The sequence below is a fragment of the Pedobacter sp. SYP-B3415 genome (genome assembly GCF_004138205.1).
Taxonomy (GTDB): Bacteria; Bacteroidota; Bacteroidia; order Sphingobacteriales; family Sphingobacteriaceae; genus Pedobacter.
Map to the genome: position 1 here is coordinate 59,759 of NZ_RXNQ01000035.1, position 14,056 is coordinate 73,814.

12 protein-coding genes and 1 tRNA gene are annotated in these 14,056 nt (G+C 44.7%); 3 read left to right on the forward strand and 10 right to left on the reverse strand.

The window, feature by feature from the left end:
- Position 1: 1 nt before the first annotated feature.
- The gene (locus EJV45_RS16460) at positions 2 to 1,984 is read right to left on the reverse strand and encodes a polysaccharide lyase family 8 super-sandwich domain-containing protein (protein ID WP_240755330.1); all 1,983 of its coding nucleotides are present in this window, start codon (positions 1,982 to 1,984) and stop codon (positions 2 to 4) included.
- 338 nt (positions 1,985 to 2,322) lie between these two features.
- Between EJV45_RS16460 and EJV45_RS16465 the strand changes: the two genes are divergently transcribed.
- Positions 2,323 to 3,489, forward strand: a complete 1,167-nt coding sequence (locus EJV45_RS16465; protein ID WP_205942409.1) for a glycoside hydrolase family 88 protein — start codon at positions 2,323 to 2,325, stop codon at positions 3,487 to 3,489.
- Between the two features lies 1 nt (position 3,490).
- Positions 3,491 to 5,683 carry a TIM-barrel domain-containing protein gene (locus EJV45_RS16470; protein ID WP_165305089.1) on the forward strand — a complete coding sequence of 731 codons (2,193 nt, stop codon included), beginning with the start codon at positions 3,491 to 3,493 and terminating at the stop codon, positions 5,681 to 5,683.
- A gap of 95 nt (positions 5,684 to 5,778) precedes the next feature.
- Here EJV45_RS16470 and EJV45_RS19535 read toward each other — a convergent pair whose 3' ends face one another.
- Together EJV45_RS19535 and EJV45_RS16475 are read right to left on the reverse strand one after the other, a co-directional pair.
- Positions 5,779 to 5,919, reverse strand: a complete 141-nt coding sequence (locus EJV45_RS19535; RefSeq protein ID WP_165305090.1) for a hypothetical protein — start codon at positions 5,917 to 5,919, stop codon at positions 5,779 to 5,781.
- Positions 5,920 to 6,082: 163 nt separating this feature from the next.
- Complete coding sequence (locus EJV45_RS16475) at positions 6,083 to 6,718, reverse strand: HAD family phosphatase (RefSeq protein WP_129717398.1); 636 nt, start codon at positions 6,716 to 6,718, stop codon at positions 6,083 to 6,085.
- A gap of 69 nt (positions 6,719 to 6,787) precedes the next feature.
- Here EJV45_RS16475 and EJV45_RS16480 point away from each other — a divergent pair.
- Positions 6,788 to 6,861: transfer RNA gene (locus EJV45_RS16480), tRNA-Ile, on the forward strand.
- Positions 6,862 to 7,091: 230 nt separating this feature from the next.
- Here EJV45_RS16480 and EJV45_RS16485 read toward each other — a convergent pair.
- From EJV45_RS16485 to EJV45_RS16515, 7 genes are all read right to left on the reverse strand, one after another.
- The gene (locus tag EJV45_RS16485) at positions 7,092 to 7,484 is read right to left on the reverse strand and encodes a hypothetical protein (protein WP_129717400.1); all 393 of its coding nucleotides are present in this window, start codon (positions 7,482 to 7,484) and stop codon (positions 7,092 to 7,094) included.
- A 1,036-nt stretch (positions 7,485 to 8,520) separates the two neighbouring features.
- On the reverse strand, positions 8,521 to 8,715 hold the full coding sequence (locus EJV45_RS16490; protein ID WP_129717402.1) for a hypothetical protein: 195 nt from the start codon (positions 8,713 to 8,715) through the stop codon (positions 8,521 to 8,523).
- A 591-nt stretch (positions 8,716 to 9,306) separates the two neighbouring features.
- Positions 9,307 to 9,741, reverse strand: coding sequence for a hypothetical protein (locus EJV45_RS16495; protein ID WP_129717404.1), 435 nt, complete (start codon positions 9,739 to 9,741; stop codon positions 9,307 to 9,309).
- A 245-nt stretch (positions 9,742 to 9,986) separates the two neighbouring features.
- Complete coding sequence (locus tag EJV45_RS16500) at positions 9,987 to 10,304, reverse strand: hypothetical protein (RefSeq protein WP_129717406.1); 318 nt, start codon at positions 10,302 to 10,304, stop codon at positions 9,987 to 9,989.
- 734 nt (positions 10,305 to 11,038) lie between these two features.
- Entirely contained in the window at positions 11,039 to 11,533 is a 495-nt protein-coding gene (locus EJV45_RS16505; protein WP_129717408.1) for a hypothetical protein, read from the reverse strand.
- A gap of 288 nt (positions 11,534 to 11,821) precedes the next feature.
- Complete coding sequence (gene nudK, locus EJV45_RS16510) at positions 11,822 to 12,409, reverse strand: GDP-mannose pyrophosphatase NudK (protein WP_129717410.1); 588 nt, start codon at positions 12,407 to 12,409, stop codon at positions 11,822 to 11,824.
- Between the two features lie 235 nt (positions 12,410 to 12,644).
- Positions 12,645 to 13,802 (reverse strand): tetratricopeptide repeat protein, encoded by a 1,158-nt coding sequence (locus tag EJV45_RS16515; protein WP_129717412.1) that lies wholly within the window; start codon positions 13,800 to 13,802, stop codon positions 12,645 to 12,647.
- Between the last annotated feature and the right edge of the window lie 254 nt (positions 13,803 to 14,056).

The following is a 14,056-nucleotide window of genomic DNA, read 5'->3' on the forward strand; positions in this document are numbered from 1 at the left end:
GTCAAATGCCCCGCGACATGGCGGTTGTCCCATCGCCTGGCAGGGTAATGTTAAAGATTTTCTGGTTGTATTTTATCACGACCGGGCCGCCCGTATGGGTCGGATCGCTCACGAATAAATTGTTGTTCTGTATAATGAGCAGGCAGGGCCTGTTTACCGATAGCGTTTTATGCGGTAGCTTCAGACTTCCGCCGGCAAAAAAAGCGCTCATCACTGTGCCATCTTCAAAAGTTACAGCCTGGCAATCTGCTGTGTTGTGCAGCTTCCATGGAGAACTTTTGGCCAGCGCCGCCGCATCTGCCGGCGTATCAGCAAAACAAATGACATAGCCGGAAAAAGATGAAGCCTTATGATAAATAACCGGTCGAAAAATCTGGTCAGTAATCGTATCTGTCCTTTCTGAGCTATTAACCTGGCTCCAGCTGCCGCTTACGGGTCCTGCATAAATGCTTACAGGCTCTGATCCCAATGGCAGATATGCAAATTTGTTGTGGTGTATCCATTTAAGCCCCCTGTACGTTTGCATGTTGCCGCTGCGGGTGCCAGCTGGCTTGCTTACGGTGATATTGCCGCTTAAACGCGCCTGATCTAAAACGCTTACCGGATAATCAGGACGGGCGTTGATAAAATTGAGATTTGCGATCAGACAGACTACCATCTTTCCATGCATGGCCCAGACTTTATGTCCGGTTAGCTGCTCCCTGTTATCTTTACTCGTTAACGATAAGTCCAGAGCGACCAGACCTGACGCTCCGCTGCTCACTGCACCACTGAATTTTGGCCGCCCAATCACTTCTGCACCGGCAAAGGTGGTTATTCCCGGCAGCATATTCCAGTTCCAGACGGGCATCAGGTTGAAATATTCATTACCGTTGCTAACCAGGTAACCATCGCCGCTGTTCAGGAGTTGTCCCTGAAGATTTTCGCCGTTAATTGATTCGGCCGGTAAGGTACGGGTCGAAATGGTTTTCAGGAAGAAACTGAAATCCTGATGGTGATAAACTGAAAAGTCTGCGTATGGAAAATGCTTAAAACCCCTAAGCACACCGGGGGCGTTCTGCTGCGCGGCAAACCCGCGTAATTCAGATTTATATTGCGGTGCCGCCTCTATAGCAAAAGGTACGATAAATCTCAGATCACCGCTGCGCAAACTATTCGGACGGCTCACAGCGCGGTCTACCACACCCGGAGGGACATGGATTCCTCGCGCCATCCATTGCCAGCCCTGCAGCATCGTTTGAGCCAAAATATCCGTTTTCTCTTGCGGATAAGCCCACCGCGTTGCCCTGAGTTCCCAGGCCAGGCGCAGGTTATCTGCCAGAAAAGCTGCCCCGTAATGCGCCATCTGCAGGCGTGCGCCGTGCTGAAGAAAACTATAGTCGGGTTGTACGCCATCGCCGGTACCCATCCTGACTTCATTCTGTAACAAAGCGGCAGCGCGATCTGCCTTTGCGTGGTTACCCGTCAAAGCACCGTGATATAAACCCAGGGCTGCTGTCCAAACCAGGTTGGCGCCCGTTCCTGCTACACGATGCTGCCCCAGTATACTCAATGCATCCTCTTTTTGCGTTTCAGTCCAGCCACACCGCATCAATATTATAACATCTGCCATGACCTGCGGCACTGCGATTTCGTTGTACCACCAGTTTGTGCTCCGGTACCGGTGTTTGTACCAATGACTGAGCGCTGCATCAGCCACACGCTTCAGCTCGCTGCGCTCACGATCTGATTTCGTGACCGACCAGGCCAGCGCCAATGCGAAGACATTTTTCAGGTGTTTCAATGGCTGCCAGGAAGCTACAGAGTTGTCGTTGTAATCAATACCCGCCCATTGCCTTTTTTGCGAATCGAAGGTTTGCATCAGGATTTTCTGATCGCCCGCTTTGCCGGCGGAAATCAGATACCGTCGGTGCCTGTTTAGTACGCTGTCTGCATCGGGCTGTCCGGCCTGCGTCGCAGTAATACATGAGAAAAAAAGAAGCACAAACAAAGCGCGCATATTTGGATAGTGACGTGGTTAGACCGTTTACCAAATATGGGCCTAAAAGTTAGCAAGCAGATAGAAATTATTATGAAAAGCATGGACTTTCTTATGATCTCACTAACAGCAATGATATTTAAAAGATATATTCAGTTACATTTAGACATGCCATCAACCGCAAGACAATGGATTATATACTGTATTTAGCGGAAAGATTTTCAAAGCAGACGATGCAGCAGGGCAGCTGAGATATTCAGCAACAAGTAATGGGGCAGACACTGCATCCGGAAAACAGACGGTACAAACCAAGCCTGAAAAAGGCGCAATTTTCATGCACTTTTATGCAAAGGACTATTCAAACTTTTTTATTTCTATTCCTGGTGCTGATGCACAAACCAGGCGCAGCACAGGTTGCTGACATCGATACCGACCGGGTAATCAGGGCTGCTGCGCAGCAGCTTGAACGGTATCTGGCCCTGAACCCGGACACGACGAGATATCCAAGAAGTCTGAAAGCAGACGGGACAATTCTCACGGTACAGGCTGACGACTGGACGAGCGGATTTTTTGCCGGCAATCTGTGGTATCTCTACCAGCTGACTGGCGATAAAAAATGGATTCCATCTGCCATGTCCTTTACTACTGGATTGGAATCTCAAAAAACCAACACAGGTACGCACGACCTGGGATTTATGCTGTACAATTCCTACGGGCACGCCTACCAGATAAGCCGGAATGCAGCATATAAAGACATTCTGCTTGCCGGAGCAGGTTCCCTGACCAGTCGCTATAACCCGCGTGTTGGCGCCATACGCTCATGGGATCGAAAACAATGGCACTTTCCGGTTATCGTTGACAACCTAATGAACCTGGAATATCTATTTTGGGCAACCCAGGCTTCAGGAGACAGCCTGTTTCATAAAACTGCCGTTTCCCATGCTGACACTGATCTGAAATACCGTTTCAGAACCGACTACAGCAGCTGGCATGTGCTTGAGTTTGACGAACGCTCCGGAAGCTTGATGGCGCGAAAGACGCACCAGGGCCTGGCAGATGAATCTTGCTGGGCACGCGGCCAGGCCTGGGCAATTTACGGATACACCGTGCTGTATCGGTACACAAAAGACCTCCGTTATCTCCGGGCTGCTGTTAATGCAGCAAATCTATTTCTAAGTTATACAGGCCGAATCCCTGATCATATCCCCTACTGGGATTTTAATGCTCTGCCAGGTCCGGCTACCCCGCGAGATGCCTCTGCGGCCGCCGTCGCATCATCAGCACTTTTCGAACTCAGCAAATACATTCATAAAGAAAAATACCGTGACAAAGCCACTGCGCTACTGAAAAGCCTCTGTTCGCCGGTCTATTTTGTGGCACCGCGGGCAAAACATTGTTTTTTACTGCAGCACAGCACCGGGCACAAACCCGGCGGAACGGAGATCGATGTGCCCCTTGTTTATGCTGACTATTATTTTCTGGAAGCCATTTACCGATACAAAACCTATTAAGATGATGCGTATTGACCAAACAAACGTTAAAACAAGAGACAGATTTAAAGCAATGGCACTATTTCTGGCAATGGTCATGATTTTGGCCGTACCGGCCCGCGCACAGCAGGTTCGTAAGGTTGCAGCCGGCATCTGGTCCGTAAGCTTTGGCGAACAGGAGCGTTTCAAACCTACCGATGTTAAAATGAAAGGCCTGACAGCAGCGCTTGAAAAGCTGAAGACCACCAACCGGCCGGCAATAGATCTAAGCTCGATTCGATTTAGCCAAACTGCCAAAGGTGCGCTGGCTGAGTTTGTTCTCGATAGTGCCGAGCAAGTTTATGGGTTTGGTCTGCAGTCGAATACTTTTCAGCAGCGCGGCATGCGCCGGGACATCCGAATTAATAGCTGGGCCGTTGGTAATGTAGGTTTCGGACACGCATCCATGCCGTTTTATATATCAAGCAGGGGCTATGGCCTGCTTGTTAACACGGCCAGGTACGTAACGTTTTATATGGGCGCGCAAAACCGTCTGGAGCGTTCGGTTAAGCTTAAATCGGCGTTAAAGCAAGCAGACCAGTCCGTCGCAGAGTCTCCTGCCGCGCTGTACAACAAAAATTACGGAACTTCAAATGATGCATCCATTGTGGTTGAAGGTGCAAAAGGCATGGAAATTCTGGTGTTCGAAGGCCCCGCCATGCGTGAGGTTATTGAACGGTACAATCTTTTTTCGGGCGGAGGATCCTTGCCGCCGCTCTGGGCACTCGGATTTAAATACCGGGCAAAAGGCGATTTTGACGCTGCTCAGGTTACAAAGATGAGCCGGTATTTTCGTGATAAACAGATCCCCTGCGATATGTTTGGCCTGGAACCCGGCTGGCAATCGGCAATCTACTCATGCTCCTTTAGCTGGAACCCGAAGAAATTTGCCAACCCTGACAGCCTTTTGGCTGTCATGCATGGCGCGCATTACAAATTGAGTCTTTGGGAACATGCCTATGTACACCCGAGTTCGCCGGTCTTCGACAGCATTGTGCCCTACTCCGGAAATTATGCAGTATGGAAAGGTGCAGTTCCCGATTTTCTTACGCCCCGGGCACGGCAGATTTTCGGGAGTTATCACAATAAAAATTTTATCCGTAAAGGCATTTCTTCATTCAAACTCGATGAATGTGATGCAGCCTATTATACCGAAGCTCAGGCCGAATGGAGTTTCCCGGATATTGCAAAGTTTCCATCAGGGGCAGATGGCGTGCAGATGCGGCAAATGCTCGGGCTGCTCTACCAAAAAACAATGTGGGATGAATACCGCAAGGAAAATAAACGCACCATGTTTGAAGTACGCGCCTCGCACCTGTTTGCCGCACCCTATGCCGCCGCGCTTTATACCGATATGTATGACCATCAAGATTTCGTGCGCATGATTGTAAACTCCGGTTTTTCCGGGCTGAACTGGTCGCCAGAACTCAGGGAAAGCCGTTCTGAAGCAGACCTGATCAGACGTTTGCAGACAACACTCATGTCGGCGCACATGGTGGCCGACTGCTGGTTCCTGAAAAACGTGCCCTGGTTCCAGTATGATAAGGATAAGAACAACCGGGATGAAGCATTGCCGAATTATTTCGAACTGGAACGAAAAACAAAAAAACTTGTGGAACTGCGTATGAGCCTGATCCCCTATCTGTACAGTGCGTTTGCCAGGTATTATTTTGAAGGTACACCGGTTTTCAGGGCCCTGGTAATGGATTATCCGGATGACAAGCGGACACATACAGTTGATGACCAGTATATGATGGGCGAAAACCTGCTGTGTGCCCCTTTTATAGATGGCGCTTCTACGCGCGAGATCTATTTCCCCGAGGGCATCTGGTATGACTTCAACACGGGCAGCAAGTACACCGGTGGCAAAAAATACACCATCACGACGTCTCTTGACGAAATACCGCTGTTTGTAAAAAGCGGTACGATCCTGCCGCTGGCCAAACCCCTGCAATTTATCACGCCGGATAGCATTTTCGAGCTGACATGCAGGGTATATGGAAAGCCTGACAGAGGCATCCGACTGTTCGAAGATGACAGCTTCACTTTTAACTTTGAAAAAGGTCAGTATAGCTGGACAAGTTTAAAGTGGAAAAATGGTAAGCTCCAGACTCAGCGGAATGGCACTTACGGCAGGAATATCTACAAGATTATAGGCTGGGACAAGGTGGACTGATGATTTTCTACCTCTGCTGCCGGGAGATGCATGCACCCGCTAAATACGGTAAGTATCTGCTCAGAGCAAAACTACCCGACAAGCCACTGTTATTATTAAAACTTTACGATGGGCAGGGAGGTGATGATACCTGGCGACAGCAGAACTTTTCTTGTCTCTGCGCCTCTGGAAAGTGCGTTAACCTGATAAGCAGAAAGAACCGCCTCTGGGTTAGTCAGGGCGGTCAGTATCATCATTCGGGATAAAGGCTTGACGACGGTTTGTTAGCCAGATTTTTTTTGACCGATTACCTCAGCAAACGGCGGTTAAATAACCGCAACCCGGATATTAAGCGTATTGTCCAGGCTTATATGTGTAATCCGGGACCTCGCCGATTATAAGGGCTGCGATTGACTTTTATTACAGAATTCCGTTCTGGCGCAAAAAGTCGCCTAACCTTTCGGCCGGTTCCGTCATCAGCAGGGCCTTCAGGCCGGCCTTGCGTGCGCCTTCTATGTGCTGCGGACTATCGTCGATAAACAGTGTTTCTGCGGGATTAAGCCCGTTCTCTTTAATAACCTGTTCAAAGATGGCGGTATGCGGTTTCCTGAGTTTAATGTGCTGTGAAAAGTAAACCTTTTCAAAATAGCCATCAAGATTTTCGACTTCAAAAGTTGTCTGCAGGTAGGCGGTGATCCAGTCGTAGTGAATGGCGTTGCTGTTGCTGAGCAGGAAAGTGCGGTACTTTTCTTTGACCTGTTGCAGCACCTGGTGGTTTTGCGGCGCTGTCCCGATGAGCAGGCTGTTCCAGGCGGAATCGATTTCGGCGTCGCTGAGGTCGCTGTTTGCTGCCGCTTCGCGGATACCGGCGCGAAACTCTTCGGGCGTGATTGCCGCCGTTTCGAAATCATCAAAGAGGCTGTTGTGTGCTTTGTGCGCAAAAAAGGCGGTCACATCTTTGATTCCCAGTTTCGCAAAAGCATCCTGTGCCCGCTGAAAATCGATGGTGAAGATGACATTTCCGTAATCGAAGATGATGTTTTTGATATTTTCCATGCAGATCGTTTTTAAAATCCGCTGCAAATATGTAACATTGCACTCGCAAAAATCGAAAGATTTTTGTCTGCGCCTATAGCTCAGTCGGTTAGAGTAGAAGACTCATAATCTTTTGGTCCCTGGTTCGAGCCCAGGTGGGCGCACAGAAAAAGCAACCTCTAAAAGGTTGCTTTTTTGCGTTAACGCCGGCCCGGGCGAGAAGTTTATCCAGAGCGCCAGCAAAGGAAGCCCAGGTGGGCGCGCCGCTTACACATTCAAAACTGTACGAAAGTCAGTAAATCAAGTATAAACTACAGTTCACAAATGAGCTTTCATCATCGTCAATGCAAAATCACACCGTTTCCAGGCTAGTTTAACTGTTTAAATAGCGAAGCTACCGATCAGGACGAAAAGTTATAGAAATCCATGCATATCCACCGATGCCGATCACCGCTGCGATTGGAATGCCCAAAAAAAACAACCAGCTTGGAATTATTTTGTTGTATGGCGAGGATCGATACTTGTTGATAAGTTTTTTCAAGTTTTTTCTCCGGTAGTAATAAAAAAATGTGAGCAATGGCGTTAATGTGAAGTAAACAATTCCTACTTCTGTTTTATGCTTATGACCATACCCAAGGATAAGATCCGCTAAACCGAGAATTGGCATAAATAGAACCACGCAAATAGCACAACAATACATTGTAGCGCTATACAGCCCTGATTCTTTCTTTTTTTCGTAGGCCAGATAAGCCCGGTAAAAAATATAATTTAACATATCTATTTTCATTTTATAAGCGCGAGCCGTCTAATCCGTATTATCTTCACGTATGATCCCAAGTGGTCTCTTTTGCATCTTGCTGATGCGTGTTTGACCAATCAATCGGCGCTTGAAAATACACCGTTACATCAATTCCGTAGCCGGAACGAAACTTACACCCATAATACCGGCATCAAATACTACAGAATCCGCGATTTATATATTTTAGCTACCTTCAATACGGCATAGCAAGTAAACTCTATCCTAATGCTCTCCTATGCTGGATGTCGGCCTCCAATGCACGATATATTTTGTTCGCTTTTGCCGGTAATTATACCACTCCTTTTGGTGTTAGAAAAATGCCAATAATTGATATGGCCAACATGACTAAAGCTAATCCGCCCAACAAGTGGTACGATAAACTTATTCTTTTATATCCAAGCCGTATATTGTGTAGAAATAATACACCCAAACTCATTAGCATAATTATATTCCAACCTGTCAACAAAGTTTGAATGAATTCAACATCATCTGTAAAACCATATAAAATTTCATTTCTATATGTCATTGTCAAAACAAATAAAACGACAGCACAGCCGAAATTTAATTTATAAAACATACCGATATCTCTTTAATTTCATTCCGTACCTCCATTGATCGTAAGGATTTGAAATTAATCCTTCAAAGACTAAATTAGTTGTAAACGTTTACAAGACTCCTTTTTATTTAAGTGCATTTTTTGATAAAATTTCCGGCACTTAAAGAGCCTTAACATTTCTGCAAGGGCTATCGATTCATGAATTCAGTCCTTCTAATAGATAGGGCTATAAATCCTATCCTCTCGCTTCCCTTTAAATGAAAGACCTTCGATGTATTTGAAATTATTGGTACACCTCCCATCCCAATCAAACAAACTTATTGAAGTCCGCGACGCCCCGTAATATTCTACAAGTGCGTGGCTTGTTGATACGTTCTTAAGCAATATTGACACATTCGAAGTGGATTCCATTAAATCTTTGTTTGATCAGTCAATCGCTTGTGTTATCCTATCCAGTCCGATTTCCAATTATGTTTGCATAAATGTTAAGCTTAATGGAATCTTATTTTCGTTCTTATCGTTTGAATTGAGTTTAAGCCAAGATTCCATGGACATCTCATCTACTGAAAAGTCGGAACTTTCCAGTAAATAAGAAGCATCAAATTCATCTAGCACTCTGCTCACTATTTCCACTTTTTCGAAAACTTCTTTGGTATAGTTCATAACTCTAAGGTTTTAGCGCCAAATCAAAAAATAGCGTTTACTTGAATAGATGGATTAGCAAAATTATCTGGCACAAAATTTCCAGGAATATAAATATAAAACTTTCCGAGACAGTCTGGACAGCCCGTGACATGACGATCAGCTTCCGGCGAAAAAACCGAACTCGAGTTCCCAAATTCATCATATAAATTGTAAGTAAAAAGACCAACGATGGCATTATTTTTTGTCAAACATCAGTATTGAAACGGTCCAATCTTTTTTTGTAGTCTTCTAGGGCATGCCTTGCTATTATAGCCGTCCTTTGATACAGTTTATTTTACAGCTCGTCGACTCCCATTACCGATCATAGTTGGCATGGGTTTCGTCATAACTCAGCTCTCAGACGATTTTTTAAATCTGAATCATCTCCGACCCAACGATAAGGGGTTCCTTCCAGAGGCGACTTGAAATTTTTGAAACCTGTTTTCTCATTCACTCTCAGCCATTTTCTATAAAGTTTATAAACCGCATCCACTTTTTTACGATTTGAATTAATCTCTATGCCAGTTTTTCTTTCAATCAGTACGGGTTGAATTGGTGGAATCCCCGTTATTAGGAGCCATGTGAACGTATAAAGGGCTCAATTTCGACAGTAAATGATTTATCTTTAGGAATGTTCCAGCGTGTCGAATAACTGTCGCTATTTGGCCTTGGAACCTTCATAAAATAATATTTATTGCTTTTGGCGGTATCCGCTTGAAAGCTAAGAAATTCAGCTAGAAGCTCTGCCTTCATCGTTTTTGTAAGCTTAAGCCAGGCAAAAATACCCCTATCGTCGTCTAGATTCCAGCTGTCAAGTGTATTTCCCATAATGGGATGCTTGATCCTAATATGTTGTCCATAATTATTCGGGCCTAAAAAAATATATTCCGATTTTTCCAGAAATTTAAGCACGGAATTACTATCCCTTTTACTTTCAGATGCCTGCCCATAACAAAACAAACTTTGATGAATACATACAGCCAATAAAATTATCAGTCTCATCATTACTTATTTTTTATAATACCTCTTTCTAATGTGTTCAACGGGCCTATCACTCTGAGCATCCTATTGCCTTCGGGTGTTAGCTCTCCAAAGCTTTGATGCCCGGCATACAGGTAATAAGCTACTGTGCATTCTCATCCTCGTATTTGCCAGTTTCTTTTTACATCCGGTAAGTATGCCTTCAAGATAGCAAAAGACGAAGGTTATTGAAATGCTAGATTGGATATTCTTCTCACTATTGATGATCTTCATGAAGCATCTTCATTATCAAAAGTATGAAAGGTACCCCATGCAAACTTATATCCTTGCTTTATTTCCCCGATTAACCGCAACTTTTCCGCATTCTCATCATTATGGATAATTAGAGTCTCTTCTGTTTCTATATCATCAATGTCGAATACTTTGAAATTATGATACTCGAAATTAAAACGAAGTTTAGATGTGAATGCACTTTGACTCTCTGCTAAGCATGCAACATTTACATATGCACCTGCATTATTAAAATACTCATTGCCGCTGAGCGGTCTTATTCCAACCAAGGCCAACCAGATCTTCTCACTACTCATTATTTTTCTTTTTACCTGGAAACTCGTGATGAACGTTATCTCCTACTTGTCCCGCTTTTACTACCGCGATTTATAATTCGTTTGCCCTTCCCTTTTGCCTAAGAGCCATAGCTCCACTTTATCCAATCTTTGACTTTCATCCCGTTAGGTTCTATAACTCGAAGAGAATTGTCATTTCCATAGACATATGGAGAAAAGCGCCTTGGTCTCTCCGCTAAGTATCTATAACATTCTAACTCCCAACCCCCGTGTTACGGACCTTGCGCCATTATCATACTGGCCCAACTCCAACGCAACTCCTTGCCATTAAAGATACTTATTTGCTGCAGCAGTTGCTGATTTTCTCAAGCCAAATGCGTAATAACCGAGGCATAGCCGAGCTCATGAGTAGCGATGAAAAAACCAAACACTACAAATAGTTATCAATCCGTAATGTTTGAAGTACGCCTGTGGATGGGTGCCTATTTAAAGTATATCGGACACTACGTAAGTGACGTGTATGGTTGTAGCTGTAGTTTCCGGAATTGTTTCTAGCCAGTCCTTCTTCGGTTTGTATAAGGTCAAAGAAGGCCAGCTGAATATTTATTCGCTCATCTTTGTTGGCGTTGACTTTGGCATCATACACATGATTTACTTTAGTAAGTTTTCGAATAGTCTATACGAGCCTATTGCCACTAGCCATTTTACGATATATGTCAAGAAATATTTAGAGCATCGAAAGTATCAAATTGTCATTACTGTATTTTGATAACTTCATCGGTCCAGTATTCACGAAAAGCTACCGCGTCATTTACAAGCCGTACTTCCCTAGTCCCGGTATCAATCGAAACAAATCCATAGGGCTTCCAATTTTTTGCATTCAATCCCTTAGGGAATGGTCTCGAAACAATCAATGTGCGATGGGCAACGTTTACTAATGTATCTTTGAAAATCTTTCTTAATTTCAACTGTCCGTTTAAGTAATTACTGAACTCAATCTTTACTATTGATTTCGGATAATAATAATACCGCCAGAACCCGGGCTTTCTACCGGCTTTTGCCGAATCCTTGAGTATAAGTTCGTCATTCAGCTTTAAAGCAATTTTTTCATGAGCTTGTAATTCGCGAAATTGAATTGAGAAGTTCGAACTATCTATGCTGTCGACACGATAGTTAGTTATGTTTGGTTGTCTTCGACAGCCAAATGCCGACATTAAAAACAAAACAATAATGAGCGCTTTTCTACTCATGAGGATTTTATTTGTTCTTCTATATTATTGTGGTTAAAATCCCTGATAAAGGCTAGTTCATCCTGATGCACTGACGAGGTCTCCAGAAAGTTTTTCCAAGTTAGCATGCTATTTTGCCGTTTTGTTCTTTCAGGAATCGACTACAGAATACCTGTCAGTAAGAAAAACAGGAAAGTCTGCAATCGAATTTCTCAAAAAAAAGGTAAACACCTAAAAATTTCCAGCCAGTACGATTCAATAAGATCAAGGATATGGACTATACGCATAGCCCTCATTCTTCATTACCTCTCACCTTTCAAAAATCTTGTTGATCAACGCGTACTGAAGTAGCATAATGGTTTTACCATCTTTAATTTCACCACGATCTAACATATCCAATGCTTCGGCAAAGGGAATCTCCATGACCTCGATGTTTTCCTGTTCGTCCGCATGACCGCCACCTTCGTGGACCTTCATGTCATTTGAGTATTCAGCGACAAAAAAATGAAGAATTTCTGTGACTGAGCCGGGCGACATATAGGCCTCAAAAACCTTTTTCACCTTTCTTATCTTGTAGCCAGTTTCCTCTTCGGTTTCCCTAATAATAGCAGTCTCGGGATTATCTTTATCAAGCAAACCTGCACAGCACTCGATTAACATCCCGCTCTCATTTCCATTGATGTAGGTCGGCAATCTAAACTGTCTTGTTAAAATGATCGTTTGCCGGTCAATATCATAGAGTAATATGGTTGCGCCATTTCCCCTATCATAAGCTTCGCGGCTTTGCACTTCGCGGGTACCGTCTTTCTTTCGATATTCAAAGGTGATCTTTTTTAAAGTGTACCAGTTGTCTGAGAGTATTTCACTACTCATTATTCTAATGTTCTCGCTGTTCATCTTGTTATAAATTTACAGACTATTCAAGTAAAAATAGTTAACTACGCTACCTGTAAACTAGATTCAAAGATACCGGGAAGATGATTTCCGGCAATCACATGAATGTGTGAATGCGGATCCTGCCTGATTGCGGGCGGTCCGGGAGCACTTCGGCCCGCGCGGGTGCAAAGAAATTGGCCAAAAGTAAATGAATGCGGCCGATTGCTACTTTTCATGTCCTTAAATTGATGTAAGCTTAATTCCCCGCCCTACCCGCAGCAACTTCTTTTAACGAATCGATCTTTCGTTCAAGGTGTGCAACCAGTTTTGTCTTCTTCGGGTTGCTGCCAACCTCTTTAAGGTATCGCCGGTACCAGGTCATGGCCAACTCATGGTTATGTTGCTGCTCGTAATGGTCGGCAAGCGTATAGTTCAGGCTGCCATCGTTTTTGAACTCGAGACCCTTCTCATACGCTGCTGCCGCCTTTTCAGGCTGATTTTGGCGGGCCAGTGCAGCGCCGAGCAACCCATAATAGACGGCGGTCTGTTCAGATATCCCCCCCTCTATCGCTTTCAGAAGGTGCCTTTCGGCAAGCGGATAGTTTTTCAGCCCCAGGTAACAAAGAGCAATGTTATAGTTACCGGCCTCGGGGTCACTGTCAGGTAAGAGCGCCGTAAAGTGCGTCAGAGCCAGGCGGTAGTCTTTGTTGTTGTAGTACGCTCGGGCCAGGTTAAGCTGTACGAAGGGCGTATTTATTCCTTTGTTCATCAGGTTAAGACAGCTTTCAATAGCCTCCTCATTTTTACCCATAGCAACACACACCAAGGCCTTCATTTTTATCAGGCTGATATTTTCAGGATCGGCCTTCATCAGAGGGTCAAGAATTTTCCATGCATGTTCAGGTAGCTTCAATTTCAGGTAGGTTTCACAAGCTAAATAAACAATGTCGGCATTCTGCGGACGCAGGTCAAGGGCCTCGAGCGTATACCTTATTCGCATACCCGGATCTTCGCTCAGGTCTGCCAGGAGCCTGCGTGAATCAAAATTCAGGGAGTCTGCTTCGGCCGCCTTTCTGAGCAAACGGATTGCCTTTGGCACATTCCCGCGTAGTTGGGTTATCCTCGCCAGACTGATCATGGAGCTTATGGAATTGGTATCCAATGCATACAGGTGCGCATAAAGCTCCTCTGCCTCAACGCTTCGGTCAGCTTGTTGGCGGCTATAGGCAAACTCCGCTATCAGCCTTTTATTTGTCGTTGTATCGCTATAATACCTGCTCAGAATATCGCCGGCAGCCTGGTAATCATGCAAACGATAACATGCAAGTAATTTTTCACTGTCGCTTCTAGACAGCTGTGCGAAAGCCGATTGAATGATAACCAGCAAAGTTGAAACAAGATAAAAAACTTTCATAAACTAATTTATTAGTTATTTTTCATCATTGCAAATGGATTTGTGCTGATGTGTGTTAGCAGCGACTTCTCACATCTATCTCACCGAAAAAGTTAGCCGTAAATGCAAATCCAGATGCCGGCATCTTCGAACTTAACTGACGCAATCGCGCTGCTGCCTAAAAGATTGTTGTCGTTGTAAACAGCCAAAAAAACCGGCCCGAGTAATCCTCCGGTGTTAAGCTTTGTGATTCGAAAAATTCTCCTGTTGGCATC

Bases quoted from the DNA above. Each gene is read 5' to 3' on its own strand.
- EJV45_RS16465 (WP_205942409.1), top strand. From the start codon at position 2,323: ATGCAAAGGACTATTCAAACTTTTTTATTTCTATTCCTGGTGCTGATG.
- EJV45_RS16470 (WP_165305089.1), top strand. From the start codon at position 3,491: ATGATGCGTATTGACCAAACAAACGTTAAAACAAGAGACAGATTTAAA.
- EJV45_RS19535 (WP_165305090.1), bottom strand. From the start codon at position 5,919: ATGATGATACTGACCGCCCTGACTAACCCAGAGGCGGTTCTTTCTGCT.
- EJV45_RS16475 (WP_129717398.1), bottom strand. From the start codon at position 6,718: ATGGAAAATATCAAAAACATCATCTTCGATTACGGAAATGTCATCTTC.
- EJV45_RS16485 (WP_129717400.1), bottom strand. From the start codon at position 7,484: ATGAAAATAGATATGTTAAATTATATTTTTTACCGGGCTTATCTGGCC.
- EJV45_RS16490 (WP_129717402.1), bottom strand. From the start codon at position 8,715: ATGAACTATACCAAAGAAGTTTTCGAAAAAGTGGAAATAGTGAGCAGA.
- EJV45_RS16495 (WP_129717404.1), bottom strand. From the start codon at position 9,741: ATGATGAGACTGATAATTTTATTGGCTGTATGTATTCATCAAAGTTTG.
- EJV45_RS16500 (WP_129717406.1), bottom strand. From the start codon at position 10,304: ATGAGTAGTGAGAAGATCTGGTTGGCCTTGGTTGGAATAAGACCGCTC.
- EJV45_RS16505 (WP_129717408.1), bottom strand. From the start codon at position 11,533: ATGAGTAGAAAAGCGCTCATTATTGTTTTGTTTTTAATGTCGGCATTT.
- nudK (WP_129717410.1), bottom strand. From the start codon at position 12,409: ATGAACAGCGAGAACATTAGAATAATGAGTAGTGAAATACTCTCAGAC.
- EJV45_RS16515 (WP_129717412.1), bottom strand. From the start codon at position 13,802: ATGAAAGTTTTTTATCTTGTTTCAACTTTGCTGGTTATCATTCAATCG.